We start from the raw sequence: 25,374 nt of genomic DNA on the forward strand, positions 1-25,374 counted from the left end.
GAACGGATGAAAATTACAAATTTTGCAGTAAAAAACTACCAGTTTACGCTGATCATATTTCTTCTCGTTGCAGTAGTCGGTTTCCTTACGCTCTTCACAATGCCCAGAGCAGAAGATCCCTCAACACATCCGCCACAATATCTGATCACAGTTATTTATCCCGGAACGAGCCCGAAAGATATGGAAGAACAGGTGGTGAAACCGATTGAAAATAAGATCTACGGATTGGAGAATATAGATAAAATTCTGACGACCGTTGAGGATGGTGTTGCCGCTTTTCAGGTGAAATTCAAATATGGAGTTGATGTTGACAACAAATATCAGGAAATTTCAACCGAAATGAATGCACTGAAGAACAGTGAGCTTCCCAAGGATATTTATCAGATCAAAACAGAAAAAATATCATCTTCCGATGTGAAAATACTTCAGGTTGCTTTGGTTTCAGAAAATGCTTCTGAGAAAAAACTGCACGATGAGGCCGATAAGCTTAAATCCAAATTAGAGAAAATCACCAATCTCAAAAATGTGATCTATTCCGGAATTCCCGAACAGGAAATCAGAGTAGATTTAAAATTAGATAAATTGGCTCAGCTGAGAATTCCACTCAATGTAGTGATGGGAAGTTTACAAAGTGAAGCAGCCGATATTCCGGGTGGAAGCATTGATATGGATACCAAAATCTTCAACGTAAAAACCAGCGGGAAATTCAAGAATGAAGAAGATGTTGCAAACACTGTAATCTACAATGCCAACGGAAAGATCGTCTATATGAAAGACGTTGCCGAGGTAGGTTACAAATCTCAGACGGTGGATCATATCACGAGAATCAACGGACACCGCTGCGTTTTGGTTACTGCGGGAATGAAAGATAATGTGAATATTACTGATGTTCAGGAAGAGTTTTCTCCGATTGTTGAAGAGTTTTCAAAAAGCCTTCCTGAAAACATTAAACTGATTAAAAATTTCGATCAGGCCAATATGGTTTCTCAACGATTGGGACATTTAGGATTTGATTTTGGATTGGCAATTGTTTTGGTTATCATTACCTTATTGCCGTTGGGTTCCCGTGCATCAATTATTGTAATGATCTCGATTCCGTTATCATTGGCATTAGGACTCATTGCGATGAATGCGTTAGGATTTTCATTAAATCAGTTAAGCATCGTGGGATTGGTGGTTGCTTTGGGACTGTTGGTGGATGACAGTATCGTAGTCGTTGAGAATATTGAAAGATGGTTGCGTGAAGGGCATTCCAAAAAAGATGCGGTTCTGAAAGGTACCCAACAGATAGGAATGGCGGTTGTAGGTTGTACAGCGACATTGATCATCGCATTTTTACCATTGGCATTCCTCCCGGATGTAGCAGGTGAGTTTATCAGAAGTCTTCCAATGGCGGTTATCACGAGTGTTTTAGCTTCGATGCTGGTTGCTTTGACTTTAGTTCCTTTCTTGGGAAGCAAGTTTTTGAAAACCCACGATCACGAGGGCGGAAATATTTTCCTTCAGTATCTTCAGAAATTCCTGACGAACAGTTACAAAGGAATTATGCCTAAAGCGTTGAAATATCCTAAAATTACCATCGCAATTTCAGTTGGATTGAGCGCATTGGCATTTGTACTATTCAGTTTTACAGGATTTAAACTGTTCCCGACTTCTGAAAAACCAATGTTCTTGATCAATATCAAAACACCGCTTCAGTCCAATATCTCGGAAAGCGACCGTGTGGCGAAAATTGTTGAATCTGAACTGAAAAATCACAAGGAAATTACCTATTATACCTCCAATGTCGGAAAAGGAAATTCACAGATCTATTACAATGTCCATCCACAGGACAGGAAACCGGATTTTGCTCAGATCTTTGTTCAATTGGATGATGAAGCAAAACCTGAAACAAAGACAGAACTGATTGAAACCTTGAGAGAAAAATTCAAGACAATGCCTTATGCCAAAGTGGAGGTCAAGGATTTTGAACAGGGTACACCGATTGAAGCGAATATTGTGGTGCGATTGTTCGGGGAAGATCCTGTTGTTTTGAGGCAACTGTCTTCACAGGTTGAAAATATTTTGAGAAAACAGGAAGGTACGGTGTATATCAATAATGAACTGAATATCTACAAAACCGATGTCAAAGTTAAGATCAACAAAGAAAAAGCAAGAACACTGGGCGTGATGACAAGCGAAGTGGATAAGGTTATACGTCTTGCCGTGGCCGGATTACCGGTTGGAGATTACATCGATGACCGTGGAGATGCCAGAACGGTGACTTTAACATTGCCAAGAGAAAAATTTTCCAATCTGGAGGCTTTGAAAAACTTGTATGTCAACAATGTTCAGGGAGCACCCATCGCTTTGAATCAGATTGCGGCTGTTTCTTTTGAAACTTCACCAACAGCCATCAATCATTTCAATAAATCCCGTTTTGCAAAAGTAACGGCAATGTCGGCAAAAGGATATTATGCAAATGATCTCTTGGAGGATATTATTCCTCAATTGGATAAACTGAAAATGCCTGCAGGTTATTCCTACAAATTGGCAGGAGAAAAAGAATCGGAAGGGGATGCATTGGGTGGAAATTTTCTTTCCGTGATTATCTTAAGTACATTTTTATTTATTGCAGTGTTGTTGCTTCAGTTTAAAACCTTCAAAGGAATCATCATTGTATTGTCAATCATTCCTTTGGGAATTTTAGGTGGTGTAATTTTATTATTAATTGATGGAAGTCCAATGTCACTGGTCGCAATTATCGGGTTTATTGGTTTGTCAGGAATCCAGGTTAAAAACTCTCTACTTTTGGTAGATTTTACCAATCAGCTCAGACTGGAAGGAAAGTCAATTGACGAAGCGATTGCCATTGCGGGAGAAACCCGTTTCCTTCCAGTGGTTTTAACATCAATCACAGCGATTTGTGGTTTGATTCCTCTAGCATTAAACTCCAATCCATTGATTGCACCTTTAGCCATCGTATTGATTGGAGGTTTAATCAGCTCAACGATTCTTTCAAGAATTGTGACACCTGTAATGTACAAATTGATTCCACCGAGTCTGGAAATTGATAACGACAAAGAAAATTAGAATTAATCATTACAACTTAAATAAAATGGAAGAATACATACTAATAACCGGAGCTTCATCCGGAATAGGTTACCATATGGCGATTCAGCTTGCCGAGAAAAAAAAGAATCTGATTTTGGTTGCAAGAAGTGAAGAAAAACTAAAGCAATTACAGGAAGAATTAATCAAATCATACAAGGTTTCTGTGCATTATATTGTTAAAGATTTGTCAAAAGTTGAAAATGCAATTGCACTTTATAACGAGATTCAAGATAAAAATCTATTGGTAACTGGGTTGGTTAACAATGCAGGCGTAGGAACTTACGGCGAATTCACAAAGACTTCTTTGGAAGAAGAACTGAAAATGATTGATTTGAATATTTCCAGTCTTGTAGCACTCAATAAATTATTTGTCAAAGATATGGTCACAGGAAAATCGGGTAGAATAATGAATATAGCTTCTCTAATGGCTTTTTTACCATTTCCGTATTACTCAGTGTATTCAGCAACAAAAACTTTTGTTTTGTCATTTACAGAAACGCTTGCTTCCGAACTGGAAGGAACAGGCGTTGTGGTTACTGCCCTGTGTCCGGGACCAATTGATACAGGATTTTATAATGAAGAAATGCTCAAAGCCAATATGATGAAAACCAATAAGCCTGTTCATCCTGAAGCGGTAGCAGAAGCAGGAGTGAAACTTCTTTTATATGGAAAAGGGAAAAAGATTGTCGGTTTTATGAATTGGTTCCTTTCCAATCTTCCGCGTATCACACCTGATATTTTGATGATGCAAATCAAAAAGAAGCTGGCAAGTAAATAAGATTACACCACTAGGTAGGTTAATTATAACAATTTAGTTTATCTCATCATTTCAGAAAATAACGCCATTTAAAAACAAGTGGCGTTATTTTATTATGTGTGGCCAATGCAGGATTATCTTCAAATACTTTTATTGATGATTTTGTTTGCTTGAGCCAAATTAAACACGAATTACAAAGTTAATTTTTACTACATCCTTAATTATAATCTAAACTTTCTGTAATTTGGCTTTCAGTTAAGTAAAAAAATGTGACTTACTTGGTATATATTTAACTCGTTTTGTTGAATATCTTCTATTGGAAAAAATTGCGGATCATTAATTGAAATCTTTGCGAAACTTCACTTAATTAATCTAACTGAATATGAAATAGTACAAATCCCAATAACGCACCTCCAGCAACAATGAATGCAGTATTGATGTTCTTAAATTTAAAAACAATGATGCCACTTATAATTGCAATTACAATGGTTCGCCAGTCAACAATACTTTCTTTGCCCATTACAAGACACACAGATAATATAATGGCTACCGAAGCTACATTTACTGCATCAAGAAATACTGACAAACCTTTTGAGCTACGCATTTTTTTTACTAATGGATTGAGAAACGCTACCAATACAAATGAAGGAAAGAATATTGCTATTGTTGAAACAATAGCACCATATAATCCGTTAATCTGATATCCTATAAAAGTGACTGATGAAAAAACAGGTCCGGGGGTGAATTGTCCCACTGCAATTGCATCAATAAGTTGTTTTCTTGTTAGCAAACCTGCTTGTACTAATTCCGTATCCAAAAAAGCAAAAAGCACATACCCACTGCCATAAAGGATGGCACCAATTTTAAGAAATATAAAAAACAATTTAATATTGGTTGCATCCCAAAAAGATATTTGTGAGATTTTAATATAAGCAAAGGGTATAAAATTCTGAATCGTATTATTCTTAATAGAATATAGTAAATAAGCCAATAAACCTGCTCCAAACATTAAATAAATTTCGTTAGCACCCAGTAAAGAAGCTATCAGCACTGCAAGTCCTATTAAACCTAAAAATAATGATTTTATCGATTTTTTTGCCAATGGATAGGCCGCTCCTATAATGACTGCAATAATAGCGGGTTTTATACCATATATAAAAGGTTGTATTTCTGGTAACTGTCCATAATTATGATATAGTACCGCAAATAGTAAAGTAATAAAAACAGCAGGCAGGATGAAACATAGCCCTGCAATTATTAAACCTTTCCATCCTCCTCTTTCATAACCTATATGGATAGCCATTTCCGTACTATTAGGACCCGGTATAAGGTTAGTGGCTCCTAATAAGTCTAAAAAATGTTGTTCGCTTATCCACTTTTTTTTCACAACCACTTCTTGTTGCATCATAGCAATATGAGCAGCTGGTCCGCCAAATGCTGTAATTCCCAATTTTAGAAAAAGCTGAGTTATCTCTTTCAGATTACGATTTTTTTCCACTCTTTATTATATATTTATCAATAGAATAATTACCACTGCCAAAATAAAAAAGCATTATTAATAATAATGTCATTGCAAAATCAGTCCGGTATTCGTGAGCAAAACTCCAAAATCCTTTTTCAGTAAGGACAGGAACTTTTGTAGAAATAAATGCGACTACCATAATAATCAGCAAAAATATTGAAGCCAATCTGGACAATAAACCCAGAAGTAGTAAAATACCACATACAATCTCTACTGTGCCAACCGTTGTAGCCCAAAATTCAGGGTTTTGAAATCCAATTTTAGCAAAACGGCCTGAACCAACGGTTTCGGGTGTAATAAACTTTTGTATTCCTTCTGAAAGGAATGTAAACCCAACGATCATTCTTGGAATGAACAATGGTAGTTCCTTTGTTTTGATAATATTACTTTTCATTAGGTCATTTAAAATCTTGATTACTAAATGGAGGTGTAGAGGGTATTATAATTACATTAAACTCATGTTTGGTTACCTGATGACAAGTATTACAAGTATTCGTTAGATGAATATATTCTTCTTTAAAAGCTTTGCTACTTTGTTGTTCAATAGCTTTTCGAAGATTATCTAATGCAGGATTTATCATTGATAAAGACTTTGTTTCGGAGCGGTTTCTACAATAATCTTTAATACCTTCTCTATTTTCCTGAATTTCATCTATTTCAAAATTTGCAAGTTTCCAAATTACATAAAATATCAATTTCATTAACAGGTAGGTCAAAAAAAATTACACATGGGAGAGCTAAATTCCATGATTACTGGATAGTCATCACCACAAACAAAGATATCGTACAGCAGTGTGCCTTCAGGTTTTTGTATTGTGTAGCGATATAAATATTTGTATAGAATATTTATGATCCTTTTTTATTTTGAAGGGTTAATTTTCAGATTTCGGAAATAGCCATCTGTTCCTACATCGACAAATAAGCCAACAGCACCCGTTGCATCCGAGCCGTGTTTAAGATCGTTCACAATAAGGGAAGGGTATTTGTTTTTATTTAAATAAAGCTTTGCCTGGCAGCCTTGGATCTCAATTTTCATCTTGATCCATTCATTCAAACCCATATCGGTATACGACTCGTACTTCTCGGGATTTTCTTTTCTTAGACGTTCATATTTATAATCTGGAAAAGAAAAATATTGAATGGAGTGATTGCGTCTCACCTGCTCTTCGGCTCTGCCATTGGCAGGACGTATATATATAGATTCAAATCTGGAATTCATGTCATCGATTCTGAATGCCAGCCCAATAAACCCACGGTCGGTTGGAGCAGCCGTAGGGAGCAGCCGGCTTAGAACTTCTACCTCTATACTGCCATTTTTGAATTTCGTATTATTTATCTTAACAAATGTAGGTTCGTCCACATCCTTCATCGTACTGTCTTTTATGACCCTGACAATTTTTTCACCTTTAAGGTTGATAATTTTCATATAAACTTTATTAGATAGAAGATTGCTCTCGTCCAAAATTATTTTTTGGCTGTATGCACTTTCTGAGACTAATAGAAAAAGAAATAAGATTGTTCTTAATTTTTTCATACTTCTTATTATAAAAAGTTTATGACGCATGATTAAAAAATTATTTTTTAAAAAGTCCGGCATTCAGATTCGAACCCGATGAACCTTCCGCCAATTGCAGGTAATTGCGTTTACTCTGATCCTTTTCAATGATCACGGTTCCGGTAGTCTGTACGTTTTTCATTTCCAGAAAATCTGTAGGGGTAGCATTACTGTCACTCAACGGCCCGCTTCCGTATCCTGCCAGTTTATTATAATTTACAAAAATGCAGTCGGAAGCTTTATATCGGCGCGTGCTTCCTTTTTCTCTGATCCATACTGTGCTGGTGTTAGCGATAATGTTATGATGAAAATCGAAATCATCACCGTTGGTCCCTTGGGTAGTCCAGACCCCGCAGAAATAGCCTCCATAGACCAACGAATGTTGCATGGCACTGCGGCTACCGGTCTTTCCTTCATTTTTCCAGAAGACAACAGGAATTTTACAGTTGAAGAAAACACAATGGTCAATAACCAAACCATAACCATTGGCAATCACTCCTACATGTAATGGAAGTACCTCTTCATTCCCGGCGAATAAACATTGTGTTACAAGTAAATCATCCAGTTTTTTTCCGTCGCGCCAGATGGGATATGAACGTCGTAAATTATTGGCATCAAGATACGTGTAATCAGGGCTGCCTGTAAAGCGAAGACCTGCAATGGTAACGTGGCTTACCTCTGGTTGGATGCCTCTTGCTTCTTCTCCTCCCACACCGGGTTCAGTAGGTACAATGGTCATAACGACCGGCATCTTTTTTGGTGTCCAGTCTGCATCATCGGGCATTACTTCAGCACGGATGGTTAGACGGTTGGTAAAAGTATATTTATCATTGTTAAACAGTACTGTTTTGGTGATCAGATGCACACCTTCTGAAAGGATTATTGTTGTTTCTCCCTGATCTTTATTTAGATTAATGCGTCTGGCAGCCTCTGAAAGGGATTTTAACGGTTGTGCCTTTACCCCTGAATTCATGTCATTGCCGTTTATTGGATTAACATATAATTCTTCTGCCTTTACCAAAAATAGGTTCATGATGAACAATAGGAGACTAAGCGTTGCAGATTTGATCATTTTCTTTTTTTGTAAAATTAGAAATATTCATACGCTGCAAAATGGTCATTTTATCTTCAGAATTGTCAATTCATATATTCTTTCGGTATTGCTGGGGTGTCGTATGGGTAAATTTCTTGAAAAAACGGTTAAAGTTGGAAGGGTCCGAAAACCCAAATTCGTAGCAGATCTCTTTTGCAGATTTATTCTGGTGCAACTCTTTCTTTATTTCTGAAATGAGTTTGTGATGAATCATTTGTTGTGCTGTTAATCCGCTGAACTGCCTGCAGACTTTATTAAGAAATCCAGAACTTACATTAAGCATTTTAGTATAGCTTTCAACGGTTTGATTTTCTAAAAATTTCTTTTCCAGCAAAGAGCGGAATTTATAGAAGTCTGCATGAATGTAAGTATCCCTCTGAACGTTATAGATCTGGGCATAATAGCGGTTGAGAACGATAAGCAACTGATAAAGTACTGACCTGATCAAATGATTGCTGTCATTCTGAATTTGTCTGAATTCACGTTCTATTTCCTGTAAAAGCTCAAGGCATTTTCCAAATGATCTTGCATCGATAGTCATGTCAGTGGCATGAGAATACTGATGAAAGTATTGAAACCGGTAGAGGAACAACTCATCTGAAAAAAAGAGGTGAAGGAAATCTTTTTCAAAGAACAGCGTGTAGCCTCTTATCTTTTCTTTAATTTCCCAGCGGCGAACCTGTCCCGGACTGATAAAAATGATGGTTCCGGGAGTTATAGACATTACCTTGCCGTCCAGTGAAAATGTTCCCGATCCTTCTTCAATGAAAACAATTTCGTAAAAACTGACTTGATGTAAAGTGTGGTCCAGTACATAATTTTTCAATGTTTCAATACGTCCAAGATCCAACAATAATTCTGCTCCATATTTATAGGGCAGAAAATGATACGTTTTAATTGGAGCAGCTTTTACCATCTTTGGAAATTTTTACAATAGAAGGCTCACGTTATAAATATAAGTTTTTGTTTAGTTCTTCAAAAGATAAATAGATTTTAGCTTCAATATGCTATTGCTCTTTCTAGTTTAATATTTTTAAAAGGTAGTGATATACTTTTTGTGGCTGGGTAAAAATTATAGTTTGCAATTAGACATTTGCTTTAACCAATCTTAAAATTAAATTTATATTAAAAATATTCATGTACCCCTGAGTATTTCATTACCGTAAGGAAATAATGCTGCTAAATTTTGGTGAATGAATTTTTATTGCTCGGCATTCTTTGTTCAGATGTACAAGATTCCACGATGCAGAGATGACAAAGCGGGAAGTCATAGAACGTTTACTGATTATACAGCCTGAGAATCTCCACCAATTCGGGTATGGATCGTATTTTCAGCTTCTCAAACAGCCTGTTTTTATAAGTGCTGATCGTCGATGAATGGAGATTAAGTTGATTAGAAATTTCTTTGAGGGGAAGACCTTCAGCAAGCTTATTGGCAATTTGCAATTCACGGTCAGACAGCGCTTCAAAGGGTGAACTTTTTGTCGTCCCATTTATTGATTCTAAAAACATGGCTTCTTTTACGTTGTCACTTGCAAACCGGCCGGTACTGAGCATTGCTGTCAAAGCATTTTCAACTACTGCATTGGAGCTTTGTTTACTTAAATAGCCACCGGCACCCATCTTTAGATAACGCATTGCATACACCTCTTCATCCTGAGAAGAAAATATAAGAATTCTTAAGTCGGGTTGGTGCATTTTTATGTAATCAATTGCTTCCTGAACAGAGCCATTAGGCATATTGACGTCCATGATGGCCAGATCCAGCTCTTCCTTCAAAATTACTTTGTATAGTGATTTAAAATCCTCTACTTCAATGATTATAGCATCAGGCCGGAGGCGTTGTATGGTTTGTATTAAACCCATCCGGACGATACCGTGATCGTCTGCTACAATAATACGAACGTTTGCTTTTAAACCCATTATTCTATAAATTTACGTACAACAAGGGAAACTGTAGTACCCTTATTTTCTGCGGAAACGATTTGAATGTTTCCATGCATCAAGGATACAAAATTTTTTACAATTTTCAAACTTAATCCCACTCCTTTCTCACCAGCAGTACCAAGAAACAAGGGGGTACCATAAGTGAAGATTTCAGGTAAATATTTTTCATTCATTCCCGTCCCGAAGTCGATCACAGAAATTATCACCTGATGATCATCAGTAACTTCCTGCAAGTGAATATCGTTCCCGGGAAAAGAGTATTTCACTGCATTATTAAGAATTTTGTCTAAAACATATTGCAGCAACAGACGATCGGTTGTAACAAATGCATTGGGATCTCCTTTAAAATGAAATTTAATGTTTTTTTCTTTTAATTGAAGTGCATATTTCTCTTTAAAATGGTGAAAAAGATCCATCACCATGATTTTCTCAGGTTTAATCTTAAATTCCCCATATTGCGTTTTTAACCAGGAGGTGCTGTCCTGAATGGTTTGCAGATTCTTCTGGGCATCGCATTTTAACTGCGGCAACAACTTAAAAAAATCTTCCTCACTTATGGTCTTTTCTTCTACCGCTTCTATCAGCCACAGAAAATTCCCAAACATTTCTTTTGAATCGTGAGATAATATAGAGATCAGTCCGTTTTTAAAACTGATTTCATTTTCCAGTCTTTCAATTTTTAATTGTAGTTCGTTGCTAAGGTCATTCATAAATTCTGTATCAAAGCTTAAAAAAACTACTCCGGTATTTTTTTAAGCATAGTTTATTATTTATTCTTTTTCGATTTCCGTACCAAACCATTTTTGAATCATATCAGACAGGGTTTGTTTTAATAAAGGTTTGGTTAAAAAATCTGACATTCCGGCTTGCAGACATTTTTCTTTCTCACCAGGCAGGCTCCCTGCTGTTACTGCAATAATAGGTATTTCGATGTTTTTTTCCAAGGCTCTTATTTCTTTGGTTGCTTCAATACCATTGAGATGAGGCATCTGAATATCCATTAAAATAAGATCAGGGCTCTCTTTTTGGTATTTTTCAATTGCTTCAGTACCATCTTTTGCCTCGATAATTAAAGCTTGAGGAATAATATCCTTTAAATAAGTTTTGGTAAGGAGTAAATTAATAGCATTATCTTCAGCAATTAAAATTTTTATTTCACGCCCGCTCACTTCATTTGCTGCATTTTTTAGTTGCTCCGGTTTTTTGTTTTCAGAACTCTTTAAGGTGGATAAAACCCGGTACATCTGTTTCATACGAATCGGTTTTACAAGCCGGTTTTCTATTTCTAATTCGTCACATGCAGCCTGCAAATTAGCATCATCGGATGAGCTGTACAAAACAACATACGGTGATACGTGGTTGGCGTCGGGAATAATATTTTTCATTTTTCTAATGGTTTCAATGCCATCCATGATAGGCATATGATAATCCATAATGATCACATCGAATTTGGCCTTGTCCATAATCAATAGCAAAGCCTTCAACCCGCTATCGCATTCCGTTACCTCAATATTTTTTCGTTCCAGCATCCTTTTCAGGATTTTCCGATTGTTTTCATTATCGTCCACAATCAAAACTCTTTTAATATCAGTTAAGCTTAAATCATATTCCTCTTCCTCAGTGTCGAACAGAATGTCAAAGAAAAAATCGCTGCCCTTTCCCTGATCGCTTTCGACTTGTAATATACTCCCGGCAAGTGCCAGGATTTGGTTCGAAATGGTGAGTCCCATACCGGTTCCCCTATATCTTTTAGTAATACTGCCATCTCCCTGTGAAAAAGGATTGAAAATTTCAGCCTGTTTTTCACTGCTAATTCCAATTCCTGTATCGCGAACTCCAAATCGGATTCGTTTTTTTCCTTCTCCTAAATCATCTAAAACTTTAACATATGAAACAATTTCGCCTTCCTCGGTAAATTTTAAAGCGTTGCTCAAAAGGTTGACGAAAACCTGTTTTAAGCGCATCTCATCAGTCCATATATATCTAGGTATAGTGTGGTCAATATCGATGAGCATTTCTACCTGCTTTTTAGTATTACTGTACGCAACAATATTGAAGGTATCTGAAACCAGTTCTTCAATCTCTACTTTGTCGAGATTTAGCTTAAGTTTTTGCTTTTCTAATTTTGAGAAGTCTAAAATATCGTTAATGATGCTGTATAAGGATACACCTGATTGGTTGATGATTTCGAGATACTGTCTCTGCGTTTCGTCCAGATTGGTTTCCATAAGGAGCTCTGTAAAACCGATAATCCCATTTAACGGGGTTCTGATCTCGTGACTCATATTGGCCACAAATTCTGATTTTAAAACGTAGGCTTTTTCTGCCAGTTCTTTTTCTTTATCCCAATGCCATTTTGATGCCTGGTTCACTATCTTGTTGATCAACTCTTCCTCTGCTTTATCTAAATTTTTCTCTTCCCTGTCAAATAAATTTAAATGAGCGATCAGGTTGTCCTCAAGACCAGGAATGGGATAGCTCCTATGAAATTTAAATTCCGCATTCTTAAACTCATAAACAGAAGTCTGGTCATTCAAAAGAAAGTGAGGATTTTGGGGATAAATCTGATTGGGCGACGCATCACTGGAAGCGAGAACATAAACTTGCTCTTCCGAGGTAATGCTCATAGTGCAAAGCTCCATGTTGGTCATCTTGGCCGCTGCGAACACTAAGAAATCAAAAACATCGGTATATTTTTTTTCCAATGCATTTAATTGATCAATACAGTGCTGATCCGGCGATTGATTATTGCCATTAATGTAGTCCATAAGGAAGAGTTTTCTTAGAAAGTATTATTAAATTGCCGTGAAGCTATAATAAACATTGATAGAGTAGGTGGTATTTTCCTTCCCTACCAAACTTTGGGCACCCGCAGGTGGTATGGTGTATCTTACGTTCAGTCCCTTGTCTAAAACCGGTGTTCCGTTAAAGAGTATTTTTTGGGGAGTTTTGGATAAGGGAACATTTACAGAACTTCCGTCGATGCCAATTTGTAATATGTTGGAATTGATGTTGGTCTGCAGACCGCCTTTCTTGAAATAATTTTCGTCCGATTTTACATACAGCTCAAAATTTTCATTATTGGACAACATAATTTGGTTGGGAATCATTTGTGACTGACCATCGGTGTATTGGGCAGCGGTATTAAAATTGAAGTTTACATTGCGCCCGGAACTGGGGATGGTGATCTCGGACAGTGGAAGCACTTTTAACTGAACAGCCGTATTTTGCAAACTGTTAATTGAGTTATCTGTACTTCCTGCATTGAGGTTCAATTCAAACGTATAAGTTCCGGCTTCAAAAAAAAAGTTTTTAAAATCTTCCGCAGACACATAAAGCTCTGGAATGAAGCTGTTTCTGTTTCCCGCTACAACACTGAAATTAGCAGCAGAAAAATTCTGAAAATCGGCAGATAAGGTCTTAGTTGTGAGTGCAGATCCGTTACTGCCCAATTTAATGCTTGCTATATTTCTGGTTCCCGGAACCCCTTTAGAGGACGTGAACTGAACAGTTGTGGCAGCAGCTTTCGCCCAAAAATTAAAATCAACCGTATGCGCGATTTCCGTATTATCCAAAGTGAATACCCGTGTACCTGTATTGCGGTAGTCATTCAAAGAAGATATTTCAAAGTATTTTGTTAAAGAGTTGGTAACCCATCGTATAGATGAAGGAATGACTAAAATTGTTTTAAAATTACGAGGTGTGAAATCATTATAATTCTGAGTGATATCCATAGAGTAATTCCCGGCCCGAAAGGCATTGGCTGTAAATTGTGAGGCAGGAATTTTAAATGTAAAATTGATATTCCCCCTGTTAAACCCTCCTCCGATACTGAGTGATGGCGGTTCAAACCATCTTATAGCACTTGTGCTAAACGATTGAAAACCTGGTAAATAACCTGTTAGTCCGGTATATGGCAGCTGCCCGCCCATACTTTCTAACTGCCACAGAAGAGTGGAACTGGGTAAAGTAGATGAGGAAGAAGAGTGAGTAAAAGTTGGTCCGGAAACTGAGGTAAATGTTGGAGCGGTTGGGAGTAATCCCAAAAAGGCATAATCCCAGTTTGTTCTGTTGGCGTTCGTCATTACCCTTGTAGGTACTGAGGTAAATTCGGTCCTGTTAAAAATAGTATTATCAGGAACCGACAGGTATATATCCTGAGCTTTCGTGGCTGCAGACCCACAGAACATGGTAAAAATTCCTATTAGAAAAGCCCTCATCTTTTTCATACTTTTAAATTTAAAACTTTTTCACCTTAATGGTAGTGTCTTTCTTCTTATATTCAAAAACCACAGTTTTTGAATACCCTTCTTTTGTCACCTGAATAGTTTGAGTGGGTTGTATATAGCTGTATTTGTCATTTTCAATATAGAGGTTGTATTTTCCATCTTTCAGGAAAAACTCAAACTCATTTTTTTGGTTAACCACGGCAGTATAGATCACGCCATCTTCACTTTTTGCATACACTACTATTCCGGTTACATCCGTTTCCAAAACATCGTAGGCTTGCTTGATCTCTGTTAATTTCCCACTTACCCTGATGTTTTTTACCAAGCTTACTTTGCGGTTAATATTATTATGTACCAGAATGACAGGATCCATCATCAACCGGGCTCCTGCACTTTCGTTCACCTTCAGTGTGTAAGTACCTTCAGGCACATTCTGAAAAACTACTTTTCCATTCTTATCTGTCATCGCTACATAATTGTCCAGTTTTATAATTTCATTAGCAAGGACTGATTCGCCGGACTCCAGAAGTCCATTGAAATTTTTATCTTCAAAGAACTGGAACGTCACCTTATGATTTCCGAGAGCCGTAGCTGTGGTAAAATATTTTTTAATTCCCACTCTGTACTGGTAATAACTGCCACTGCTTGCATATTCAGCCGTAGATTTATAACCGGAAAGATTAAAATAACCTGTAGTGGACCAGGAAGGCGAAATTTTATATTCCAGATTACCGGTGATATTGCTGTTTAAATTTTTGTAAAGTTCCGAATAGAAGGTTCCGGCTGAAAAAGATCCAGTCAGATTATGATTAAGCATCTGGAAATTATACGATGCGTATACATTGTAGTTGGCGAAATTACGGCTTACATCATAATAAGAATTTAAATCAAAAACACTGATCGCATTCCATTGGGCTGTTCCGTTTAGGGAGAATGACTTATATCTGTAAGATAAAGTTGTTTTCAAACTATTGAACCAGTCCGCTTTATTGTTCTCTTTTGAATAAGAATATTCCGCCGTCAGGTTCAATCCGTGGGCACCTAAAGTAGTGCTGATGTTGGCCTCAAACCGGTAAGAAAAAAGTTCCTGCGAGGTGTAAAAATTAGCTGTTTTTTGCTTTTCAACCTTTGGAGAAAGTAGAAAATTCCACTTCCTTAAAGAAAACTGATAACCTAATCCCAAAGCTTCTGTACTGTTGAAATAATACCGTAAATTAGAGGTATTGCCAGGTTGGGTTGGTGCACCCTGGAAACTCAGGAACTCGGGTTCTACCTGCGAATTCTGATATTGTATAAAAGCACGCTGATTGACAGATAGTTGTCGACCGATCCGCTGATTTGAGAAAAAGGATCCCCGTTTGATCCCTGCATAGCTTTTGGTGGCAAAGGAATTAACAGATTGTATATCCCATTTTCCTATTTTTCCGTCGTAATTGGCTCCCATTGAAGCGCCTGCATTTTCATCTTTGTTTACAAGGCCTTTTTCGTGGCTCAGGCCCAACTCCGTGCGGATTGAATGTTTATCGTTAATCAACAATGATGTTACCGCGTTCGCTACCTGCGTATCTACGTTAAAGCGCGGATCATGTTCGAATATATAGGACACTTTCCCATTGAAAGATTTAGCATTTCCAAAGCCATATTTTGCACCCACCATGGTAGATCCTTCTGTTTGTTGGAAGTAAGTACCGTACAGATTATAATTATTTTCCAGCGCAAGAATTTCAATCTGATTATTTTTGCCAAATTTGGTAGAAATTTTCCCACCTCTTCCAAAAACCGGGTAATCGTAATCGCTGCTATTAACATTTCCCACCCTTAATACCGTATTTTTTCTCTCCAGTTCCAGCCACGTATCGTACAGGTTATAACGGCCGTCTTCAACATAGTAATCTGCTCCAATATTAAAGCGCGATTTCAAATTCTCAGTCACGCGGAATGCTATATTTCCCCTTAATTGAAGATAGTTGAAACCTGAACTGTTTTCATTATAGCTCATTTCTGCAAAATTACTTCCGCTCACCGCTTCGTTTCCACGGGCAATTTGTCTGTTGTGCGATAAAATGACCAGATAGAGCGTGTTGCTACCCACGATTTTATTATCCAGCAGGTCTGTGACGATGGCATTAATATTAAATTCCGGATAAAGTGTATTTTGTTTTCTGACCGCAATTTTGATCTCAATCGTTTGTTTTTCTAAACCTTCCAGAGATACAGTCTGCTGTTTTGGCATCATTTCCAAGCCATCAGGAATGGATTGCAAATCAATCTTAACGGTTCTTTTACTATAACCTTGGTTTTCTACAGTCAGCAGAATTGAGGATTGGGGCACAGCAGGGTTAATGAAATTTTCGTATGTAGCGGTATAAATTGCGATGTTTTTGTTCTCGCCTTTAACAACGAAGAACGATGTGCTTTCAGTTCTGGTGACCGTTGGAGTAGTATAAGAAACCTGGAATTTGATTTCATTGGATCTCAGTTTCATAAAATCCACGTTGGCGATCAGTTTCACAGGAAGATTTTTAGACTGACCTGCACCTAAGGTAAAGTCATTTTTGGGATAGAAAAGCAATCCCGGATATTTTTCCTGAGGTATGATATTCTGAATGATAATTTCTTCAGAACTTTTATTCTCAATGACCAGGAAATTAGTAAAAGTAGAACCTTTTTCAACAGCTACACTGTCATTTTCAAAATGGATTTGAATATCCTTTTTTTCCTGCGCAAAGGCCAACGAAAAATTCAGAAGAACAAATACAAAAAATAAGATTGTTCTTCTTAGGACTGATATCGATATTCCATTCTGTAGTTTCAAGACTTAATTTTAAAATTTAAAGTTTTTTTCGCCTACGCGTAAATCATTGGATTCTGCCATTTTAACAATAGCCACACCCAGGAAGTTTCCTGAAATTTTCTCTGGTAAAGAAAATTGAACAACCTGATTGGTATCCGGAAGCATGGAGATGGAAATTGCTGGCAATTTTATTTCCTTACCACTATCTGTGTCGGTGAGTTCAAACTCAACAGTGGCATCATTGATGGTGTTTCCATCATTATGGATGCTTACAGCTACTTTTCTTTTCGCTGTATTCTCATTACTCACCTCTGCAATATTGGTAATATCCAGACTTTTTACGTGGTTTCCCGGTGGAGTATAAAAAATGTGAAGTCCCACTTCAAATAAGGTGATAATACCAATACCATTCTGAACACGTGCCTTGTCTGCCTGCTGAGGAAGCTGGGTAAAAAACAACATACTGTTTGTAACAGCAGACTGTGATGCATTTGCCGGAATCTGCATGGTCACTACAATCTCCTTTGTGCTTTTCGCAGGAACTGTTACAGTGCTTTCTAAGGTGGATATCCAGGAGGCGTTGGAAATTTTTGAACTGCCTGCTTCAAGATAAACCTTATTTCCGTCTTCTTCTCTAACCCAATCTTTGTAGTTGAGATTAAAAACATAATCTTTATCCGAGCTGTTTTGAAGCGTGACTGTCTTTGTTACTTTTTCTCCTGGATTACCTGTGAAAAACAATCGTGTAGGTGACATGGAGATACTTTGTGCCAGAAGTGAAGAAGACCCTGTGAGGATAAAGAAAATAAAAAGGTGAATAAACTTGTGCATGGTGTAAATAGTTTAATAATAAAGATTCCCAAAACTACTGAAAACATAGCAAAAAGGAACCTTTACAAACTAAAATTTTTATTATAAAGCAGTCGCAGTATACGTTACCGTTTGTGTGTAAGTTCCGGCCGGTTTTCCTAAAATATCAGAAGATGAGGATTTTGCTGCTGGAATGGTGTAGTCCAGATTCAGTGTTAATGCACTTCCAAGCGGAGCATTTGATACTAAGGTTTGATCCGTTGCAGATAAAACTACAGCGCTTTTTGTTCCGCCCATTGTTCCGGCAGCAGTAGCTGCTTTGATCGTCAGAACATTTACAGGGATCAGGTTGGTTCCATTCATAAAATTAGCACCTCCTGCTTTTACCTTTACATTAAAGTTCTTTGTAGAAGTAACTTTTAAAGAGTTGGCTTTGGTAACCGTCTGATCAGAATTATAGTCTGCTGCAGTAGTATAGTTAAAGTCAACAGTATTCCCAATTGCTGTACTTCCCGCGTCGATGGAGATGACATCGTTCAGGGTAATGTTTACCGTTGTGGTTGCTGTAGTATTTTGAGCTTGAACATTGTTAGTTCCTAATATGATTGCTCCAAAAGTTAAGGCTGAGATTAAGATTAGTTTTTTCATGATAGTAATATTTAATTGTTATTTTTATTTAATTGTTCTTTTGTATACTGCAAATTTACAGCGGTGATAAAAGTTTCTTTGTAGTGGAAAAAGGAAGTTCATGTAGTAAAATCACTACAGGATTGCTCATGGCTTTACATAGAAAAACCCTCAATACCTGGAAAGTACTGAGGGTATATATAATTGATGTGTTTTTTTATAAAGTAGTCGCAGTATAAGTTACCGTTTGTGTATAAGTTCCAGCTGGCTTACCTAAAATATCAGAAGATGAGGATTTTGCTGCTGGAATGGTGTAATCCAGATTCAGTGTTAATGCACTTCCGAGAGGAGCATTGGATACTAAGGTTCTTTCTCCTGGAGATAAAACCACATCGTTTTTGGTTCCGCCCATATTTCCGGGAGCTTCTGCAACCTTGATTGTCAAAACATCTACAGGGATTGAGTTTGAACCATTAATGAAATTCGGACCACCTGCTTTTACTTTCACATTAAAATTCTTTGTGGAAGTAACTTTTAAAGAGTTGGCTTTAGTAACTGTTTGATCAGAATTATAGTCTGCTGCAGTAACATAGTTAAAAGTAACTGTACCACCAATTGCTGTACTTCCTGCATCTATAGAGATCACATCGTTCAGGGTAATGTTTACAGCTGTGGTTGCGGCTGTATTTTGAGCTTGAACATTATTAGTTCCAAATATAACTACTCCAAAAGTTAAGGCTGTGATGGCGATTTGTTTTGTCATGGCAGTAAGATTTAATTATTATTCTTGTTCTCTTTTGAACATTACAAATCTACAGCTGCTACAAAGCTGTTGCAGTATACGTTACTGTCTGCGTATAAGTTCCGGCTGGTTTACCTAAAATATCAGAAGATGAAGATTTTGCCGCTGGAATAGTGTAGTCTAGATTCAATGTTAATGCACTTCCAAGAGGAGCATTGGATACTAAAGTCTGATCCGTTGCAGATAAAACAACAGCGCTTTTTGTTCCGCCCATTGTTCCGGCAGCGGTAGCAGCTTTAATCGTCAGAACATTTACAGGGATCAGGTTGGTTCCATTTATAAAATTAGCACCTCCTGCTTTTACTTTCACATTAAAGTTCTTCGTTGAAGTAACTTTTAAAGAGTTGGCTTTAGTAATTGTTTGATCAGAGTTATAGTCTGCTGCAGTAGCATAGTTAAAGTCAACCGTATTACCAATGGCAGTACTTCCCGCATCGATAGAAATTACATCGTTCAGGGTAATGTTTACCGTTGTGGTTGCTGTAGTATTTTGAGCTTGAACATTGTTAGTTCCTAATATGATTGCTCCAAAAGTTAAGGCTGAGATTACGATTAGTTTTTTCATGATAGTAATATTTAAATTTTATTTTTATTTAATTGTTCTCTTTTGTATACTGCAAATTTATAGCAGCCATAAAAGTTTCTTTGTAGTGGAAAACGGAAGTTCATGTAGTAAAATCACTACACGGTTTATTGATTTGACTTAAATAGTAAAACCCTCAACGCTTTCTAAGCGTTGAGGATGTGTATAAATTCCTGTTATTTCTATTATAAAGCTGCTGTAATATAAATTACCGTTTGCATATAATTTTTCTTTAGGTTTTCACAAAAAAATATTTATAGGTTGGCAAAAATTCTACCTTACAGATGACAGATACTTATTCCCGGATTTTGAATTTTATCTATATCGGTACAATACATACAAAATCAAAGGCCTCCCGTAGGAAGCCTTCGAAACACCAAATCACAAAATATTAATATGAAAATTTATTTATAAAGCTGTTGCAGTATAAGTTACTGTCTGCGTATAAGTTCCGGCTGGTTTACCCAAAATATCAGATGATGATGATTTTGCTGCTGGAATAGTGTAGTCTAAATTCAGTGTTAATGCACTTCCAAGAGGAGCATTGGATACTAAAGTCTGATCCGTTGCAGATAAAACTACAGCGCTTTTTGTTCCGCCCATTGTTCCGGCAGCAGTAGCTGCTTTGATCGTCAGAACATTTACAGGAATTAAGTTGGTTCCATTCATAAAATTAGCGCCTCCTGCTTTTACTTTCACATTAAAGTTCTTCGTTGAAGTAACTTTTAAAGAGTTGGCTTTAGTAATTGTTTGATCAGAGTTATAGTCTGCAGCAGTAACATAGTTAAAATCTACCGTATTACCAATTGCAGTACTTCCCGCATCGATAGAGATTACATCGTTCAGGGTAATGTTTACCGTTGTGGTTGCTGTCGTATTTTGAGCTTGAACATTGTTAGTTCCTAAAATGATTGCTCCAAAAGTTAAGGCTGAGATTACGATTAGTTTTTTCATGATGGTAATATTTAATTGTTATTTTTACTTAATTGTTCTTTTGTATACTGCAAATTTATAGCAGCGATAAAAGTTTCTTTGTAGTGGAAAACGGAAGTTCATGTAGTAAAATCACTACAGGATTATTCATTTTGCTTAAATAAAAAAAGCCCTCAACACCTTTTAAGTGTTGAGGGCTTTATATTTAAAAATTGGTATTTACTTACAATGCCGTGGCAGTATAAGTTATTTTCTGTGTGTAAGTTCCCTGTGGTTTCCCAAGAAGTACCTTGGAGGCATTTTCCGAAGAAATAGAGTAAGCAATATTTAAAGACTGTTTAGTACCCACACTTGCATTACTCACCAGTACCTGATCAGCTGTAGATAAAGTGACCTCATTCAAGGTTCCTACCAGACTTCCCCCTGGTATTGCCTTTACCTGTAATATCTCTACAGGAATTACGTTTGCGCCATTTACAAAGTGTGCACCTTCAGATTTTACTTTTATATCAAAATTTTTAGAGGAAATAATGACTAAACTATTGGGAACGGTCACATTTTTTGATGAATTATAGTCTTTTGTGCTCCCATAATTAAAATCTACAGTGCCTTCTGAAGCAACAGTACCTATATCCATTGCAATAACATCTGATAAAATAATATTTACGGATGTACTAACCTTCTCAGAATTTTGTGCAAGAACCTGGTTGCTCCCTATAGCGATTGCTCCCAGGGATAGGGCAGTGATAACGATTTGTTTTTTCATGATTAATAAATTTAAAGAGGTGTAAAATATTGTCATTCAGAACTCATTATAAATTTAATAACATTATCCGACATTACCAAAGCTTTATTGTTATTGATTGACTAATTGTCAGTATTATGGTTTCGATAATGAAGGATTGGCTATTATAAGTGATTTTTTTATTTCAAAGAATGTTTAACTATGGTTTTAGGTGAGATAATGATAAAATATCATGAATCAAATTCACTACAATAAGAAAAGAGGTTAAATTAGCTTAACTTTTGTGTTTTGATTCCGAATTTTTTGAAAGGAATAGAGTAGTAATACCTAAATAGGAATCTAATTCTATTATAAAAAATAATTGAATCAGGACTCCGACGGTAAATGCTCAGATGAATAAAGGAGAATAGAAAGAATGCTATCCGGACTTGTACCGAAATTTGGTTAAAAAAATGAATACCAATGAAGAAAAAACAATCAGGAAACCATTCAAAATAAACTTTTATATTTTTCCAATATCTGCTGACAAATTTCTAAATTAATTTGTTACTATAAAATGACCTACTTTTAGTATTTTAGCACAAAAATACCCGTTCAATGCCGAAAAAAATTATAAGAAATCTTCAGACAGGCGTAGTAATTTCTCTTATGCTTTTGATTGCTAGTTCGATAGCATCTTATATAAGCATACATAAGCAGATGGAGAATAGGGAAGACTTATTAAAAAGTAAGGAATCTATAAGTTTAGTAAAAGATATCTTAAATACTCTTTTAAATGCTGAAACGGGTAATCGGGGATATCAGCTTACCGGCCGGGAAAATTTTCTTGAACCTTTCAATGAAAGCAGGAATGAATTTCCGCTGTTTGTTTCTCAAAAAGATAGACTTAATCTTAAAGATAAAGATCAGATTAATATCCTAAATGAACTGCTGCATACTTCAGAAATGCTGATGAAAGAATATGTCCTGCTTATTGAGAATCGTAAAAAGGGAATAGTAATGAGTCCGGAAGAACTTGTACAAAACAAGGAAGCTATGGACAGATGCCGCAGGCTCGTTCAGAAATTTGTAAAACAGGAGGAAGTTCAACTTGCCATAAAAAATAAAGATCTGAACAGGTCTACCCAATGGACTGTTTTATTCATCATTCTTTCTGCTATTGCAGCCATTGGTGTCACCGTTGTTGTTTATGTAAAACTAAAATCTGACATCATCCGCCGTGATAAGTTAGAAAAAGATCTGTTTTACACGAAGGAAATGCTTGAGGAAACAGGCTCAGTAGCCCAGGTGGGAGGTTGGGAAGCCAATATAAAGACCGGAAAGCTCTTCTGGTCTCAAAGTACAAGAGAAATTCACAAAATAGAAAATAATTTCCAGCCTACTTTTGAAAATGCCCTTGAATTTTACAAAGGAAAAAACGGGGAGAGAATGAAATATCTTTTTAACAGGGCAATACAACAAGGAATTGCTTTTGATGAGGAACTTCAGCTGTTGCGTAATGATGGCGTTACGATCTGGGTAAGAGTAAAAGGTATTCCCGAATTTGAAGATGATATCTGCAAAAGGGTTTTCGGAATCATTCAGGACATTGATGCCTTCAAAAAAATGTTTCTGGAGGTTACCCGCAAGGAGGCAATAATGAAGTCTTTTGCCACTGATGTTCCTGCTCCTTTGGCCATGTTTGATAGAGACCTTAACTATGTAGCAGTAAGCAGCAGATGGAGAGAGGAATTTAATATGAATAATGTAGATCTTATCGGGAATAATCTTTTCACTATATCACCTAATATTCCCGAAGAAAGACAAGAGATCTATGAGAATGCGCTGTTGGGAAAAACATACATCAACGGTGACTTTATGCTAAAGGTGGAAGGAAAAGAAGAAATTCAGCATTACGACCTTAAAGTCGGACCCTGGTATCTTACAAAAGATGAAGTAGGGGGTGTAATTATTTCCATACAGAATATTACAAATGCTGTAAAGATAAATGAAGAACTGAAAAATGCGAAGGAAACAGCAGATATAGCCAGCAAAGCAAAATCAGAATTTCTGGCCAATATGAGTCATGAGATCAGGACTCCTTTAAACGGAGTTATTGGTTTTTCAGACCTTCTCCTTCAGACACCGCTGAATGAAACACAGATGCAATATCTGAATTACATCAATGAGTCAGGGGAAAATTTGCTTAGCATCATCAATGATATATTGGATTTTTCTAAAATAGAATCCGGAAAAATGGAGCTTTTGATTGATAAAACTGATGTTTATGATATGCTGAGCCAGGTCATAAATGTTATTGTTTATCAATCCCAGAAAAAAAATATTGAACTTCTTCTCAATATTGAGCCGGGTCTTCCAAAAATACTTTTTTTGGATGAAGCAAGGTTAAAACAGATCTTGATCAATCTTTTGGGAAATGCTGTGAAATTCACAGAAGAAGGAGAGATTGAGCTCAAAGTAGAGAAGTTACACATGGATGATAGTACTATTGCTTTGCGCTTCTCGGTAAGAGATACGGGGATAGGCATCCCTGTTGAGAAACAGAAATACATTTTTAATGCCTTTACTCAGGAAAACAGCTCTATCAGCAAACGATATGGTGGTACGGGTCTGGGGCTTACTATCTCAAACAATATTCTGGGATATATGGGAAGCCATCTGTCGCTGAGCAGCGTAAAGGAAAAGGGTTCTGTATTTTTCTTTGACATTGAGATTCCTTATGAGATCCCTCAATTGAGAGAGGAAGATGAAATAACTATTAAAACAGCCTTAGTGGTTGATGATAATGAAACCAACAGGATCATTCTTGAGCACATGCTTAGCTATAAAAATATCAAGTCTACTTTGGCTTCTAATGGGATGGAAGCGTTGGAGATCCTGTTGAAAGGAGAGCGGTTCGATGTGATCCTGATGGATTATCATATGCCTGTTATGTCCGGATTGGAAACAATAGATAAAATAACAGTGCTGTTCAATCAGCGAAAAGAGACTTCTCCATTTATAGTACTTTCTTCTTCTTCTGAAGAACTAGGCATACTTGCTTCAGTTAGAAAAATAGAAAATGCACATTTACTGTTGAAGCCTATCAAATCACATGATCTATACAAAACCTTAAAAAAGGTAGATCAAAGTTATGCGGTAGAAATTCGTAAGGATCAGTCTGAGAAAGTTTCGCATTTATTTGCTCCAGATTTAGAAGTGCTTTTGGTTGATGATAACGTAGTGAATATGGTCCTGAATAATAGAATGATGAAGTCTCTTGTTCCTGGTGTACATCTAACGGAAGCAGTCAATGGGCTGCAAGCTTTGGAAGAATGCAGGAAAAAGCAGTTTTCCATTATCATGATGGATGTACAGATGCCGATCATGAGCGGCATTGAGGCGACACGAAATATTAGAATGCTGCCGGGATATGAACATATACCTATCATAGGTGTTACAGCCGGAAATGTGTTGGGTGAAAAAGAAAAGTGCCTTGAAGCCGGAATGAATGATTTCCTTCCCAAACCTATAAGGCAGGCAGACCTTGTTGAAGTACTCAAAAAATATATTAGTGTTTAGGTCTTGTGAAAAATGGAGTTAGGGTCTCTTCTGTTAATATTAGGTGACAAAATTTATACTAAGATAATAGGAGATGATTATTTTTAATCTGATATAATGCTTTTAGTAAATGAACTGCCTATTATGGAATGTGATCTTAAAAATTCTTATAGCGTGAAATATGAAGACAAATACGTATTCCAAAATGAGAAATGGCTGATTAAAGAAAGAATCGGATATTTTGTAATGATTGAATTGAGAACAATTTCATAATACAAAATTGGAAAATATTAAGTCTTTTCAAGATTTTTAAAGCGATAGAATTTTTGTTTCGACAGAGAATT

At 36.6% G+C, this 25,374-nt stretch carries 21 protein-coding genes; 4 read left to right on the forward strand and 17 right to left on the reverse strand.

Features of this window, described 5'->3' with window-relative positions:
• Positions 1-6: 6 nt before the first annotated feature.
• Both FN817_RS21900 and FN817_RS21905 read left to right on the forward strand, forming a co-directional pair.
• Entirely contained in the window at positions 7-3,072 is a 3,066-nt protein-coding gene (locus tag FN817_RS21900; protein ID WP_142719777.1) for an efflux RND transporter permease subunit, read from the forward strand.
• A gap of 25 nt (positions 3,073-3,097) precedes the next feature.
• Positions 3,098-3,871 carry an SDR family NAD(P)-dependent oxidoreductase gene (locus FN817_RS21905; protein ID WP_142719778.1) on the forward strand — a complete coding sequence of 258 codons (774 nt, stop codon included), beginning with the start codon at positions 3,098-3,100 and terminating at the stop codon, positions 3,869-3,871.
• Between the two features lie 346 nt (positions 3,872-4,217).
• Here FN817_RS21905 and chrA read toward each other — a convergent pair whose 3' ends face one another.
• The 17 genes from chrA to FN817_RS21990 form a co-directional block, all read right to left on the reverse strand.
• Positions 4,218-5,348, reverse strand: coding sequence for a chromate efflux transporter (chrA, locus tag FN817_RS21910; RefSeq protein ID WP_142719779.1), 1,131 nt, complete (start codon positions 5,346-5,348; stop codon positions 4,218-4,220).
• A complete protein-coding gene (locus tag FN817_RS21915; RefSeq protein ID WP_142719780.1) occupies positions 5,332-5,766 on the reverse strand; it encodes a DoxX family protein in 435 nt (144 codons plus the stop codon). The genes chrA and FN817_RS21915 overlap by 17 nt, the downstream gene beginning before the upstream one ends.
• 4 nt (positions 5,767-5,770) lie before the next feature.
• Complete coding sequence (locus FN817_RS21920) at positions 5,771-6,073, reverse strand: hypothetical protein (RefSeq protein ID WP_142719781.1); 303 nt, start codon at positions 6,071-6,073, stop codon at positions 5,771-5,773.
• A gap of 158 nt (positions 6,074-6,231) precedes the next feature.
• Positions 6,232-6,798 carry a hypothetical protein gene (locus FN817_RS21925; protein ID WP_228451634.1) on the reverse strand — a complete coding sequence of 189 codons (567 nt, stop codon included), beginning with the start codon at positions 6,796-6,798 and terminating at the stop codon, positions 6,232-6,234.
• Between the two features lie 148 nt (positions 6,799-6,946).
• Positions 6,947-7,999, reverse strand: coding sequence for a hypothetical protein (locus FN817_RS21930; RefSeq protein WP_142719782.1), 1,053 nt, complete (start codon positions 7,997-7,999; stop codon positions 6,947-6,949).
• A 70-nt stretch (positions 8,000-8,069) separates the two neighbouring features.
• The gene (locus FN817_RS21935) at positions 8,070-8,936 is read right to left on the reverse strand and encodes a helix-turn-helix domain-containing protein (RefSeq protein WP_142719783.1); all 867 of its coding nucleotides are present in this window, start codon (positions 8,934-8,936) and stop codon (positions 8,070-8,072) included.
• Between the two features lie 362 nt (positions 8,937-9,298).
• The gene (locus tag FN817_RS21940; RefSeq protein ID WP_142719784.1) at positions 9,299-9,943 is read right to left on the reverse strand and encodes a response regulator; all 645 of its coding nucleotides are present in this window, start codon (positions 9,941-9,943) and stop codon (positions 9,299-9,301) included.
• Positions 9,943-10,677, reverse strand: coding sequence for a sensor histidine kinase (locus FN817_RS21945; protein ID WP_142719785.1), 735 nt, complete (start codon positions 10,675-10,677; stop codon positions 9,943-9,945). The genes FN817_RS21940 and FN817_RS21945 overlap by 1 nt, the downstream gene beginning before the upstream one ends.
• Positions 10,678-10,737: 60 nt before the next feature.
• Complete coding sequence (locus FN817_RS21950; RefSeq protein WP_142719786.1) at positions 10,738-12,735, reverse strand: response regulator; 1,998 nt, start codon at positions 12,733-12,735, stop codon at positions 10,738-10,740.
• 27 nt (positions 12,736-12,762) lie between these two features.
• Positions 12,763-14,196, reverse strand: coding sequence for a hypothetical protein (locus FN817_RS21955; protein WP_142719787.1), 1,434 nt, complete (start codon positions 14,194-14,196; stop codon positions 12,763-12,765).
• A 10-nt stretch (positions 14,197-14,206) separates the two neighbouring features.
• Complete coding sequence (locus FN817_RS21960) at positions 14,207-17,011, reverse strand: hypothetical protein (protein WP_228451635.1); 2,805 nt, start codon at positions 17,009-17,011, stop codon at positions 14,207-14,209.
• Positions 17,012-17,020: 9 nt separating this feature from the next.
• On the reverse strand, positions 17,021-17,821 hold the full coding sequence (locus FN817_RS21965; protein ID WP_228451636.1) for a fimbrial biogenesis chaperone: 801 nt from the start codon (positions 17,819-17,821) through the stop codon (positions 17,021-17,023).
• Between the two features lie 81 nt (positions 17,822-17,902).
• Positions 17,903-18,448, reverse strand: coding sequence for a peptidoglycan-binding protein LysM (locus FN817_RS21970; protein WP_142719788.1), 546 nt, complete (start codon positions 18,446-18,448; stop codon positions 17,903-17,905).
• Positions 18,449-18,644: 196 nt separating this feature from the next.
• Entirely contained in the window at positions 18,645-19,190 is a 546-nt protein-coding gene (locus FN817_RS21975; RefSeq protein WP_142719789.1) for a peptidoglycan-binding protein LysM, read from the reverse strand.
• Between the two features lie 58 nt (positions 19,191-19,248).
• Positions 19,249-19,794 (reverse strand): peptidoglycan-binding protein LysM, encoded by a 546-nt coding sequence (locus FN817_RS21980; protein WP_142719790.1) that lies wholly within the window; start codon positions 19,792-19,794, stop codon positions 19,249-19,251.
• Positions 19,795-20,220: 426 nt separating this feature from the next.
• Complete coding sequence (locus FN817_RS21985) at positions 20,221-20,766, reverse strand: peptidoglycan-binding protein LysM (protein ID WP_077414286.1); 546 nt, start codon at positions 20,764-20,766, stop codon at positions 20,221-20,223.
• 202 nt (positions 20,767-20,968) lie between these two features.
• On the reverse strand, positions 20,969-21,511 hold the full coding sequence (locus FN817_RS21990; protein ID WP_142719791.1) for a peptidoglycan-binding protein LysM: 543 nt from the start codon (positions 21,509-21,511) through the stop codon (positions 20,969-20,971).
• A 576-nt stretch (positions 21,512-22,087) separates the two neighbouring features.
• Here FN817_RS21990 and FN817_RS21995 point away from each other — a divergent pair.
• A complete protein-coding gene (locus tag FN817_RS21995; RefSeq protein ID WP_142719792.1) occupies positions 22,088-25,051 on the forward strand; it encodes a response regulator in 2,964 nt (987 codons plus the stop codon).
• 96 nt (positions 25,052-25,147) lie between these two features.
• A complete protein-coding gene (locus FN817_RS23285; RefSeq protein ID WP_167498917.1) occupies positions 25,148-25,303 on the forward strand; it encodes a hypothetical protein in 156 nt (51 codons plus the stop codon).
• Positions 25,304-25,374 lie beyond the last annotated feature (71 nt).

The sequence above is a fragment of the Chryseobacterium rhizoplanae genome (assembly GCF_900182655.1).
Taxonomy (GTDB): Bacteria; Bacteroidota; Bacteroidia; order Flavobacteriales; family Weeksellaceae; genus Chryseobacterium; species Chryseobacterium rhizoplanae.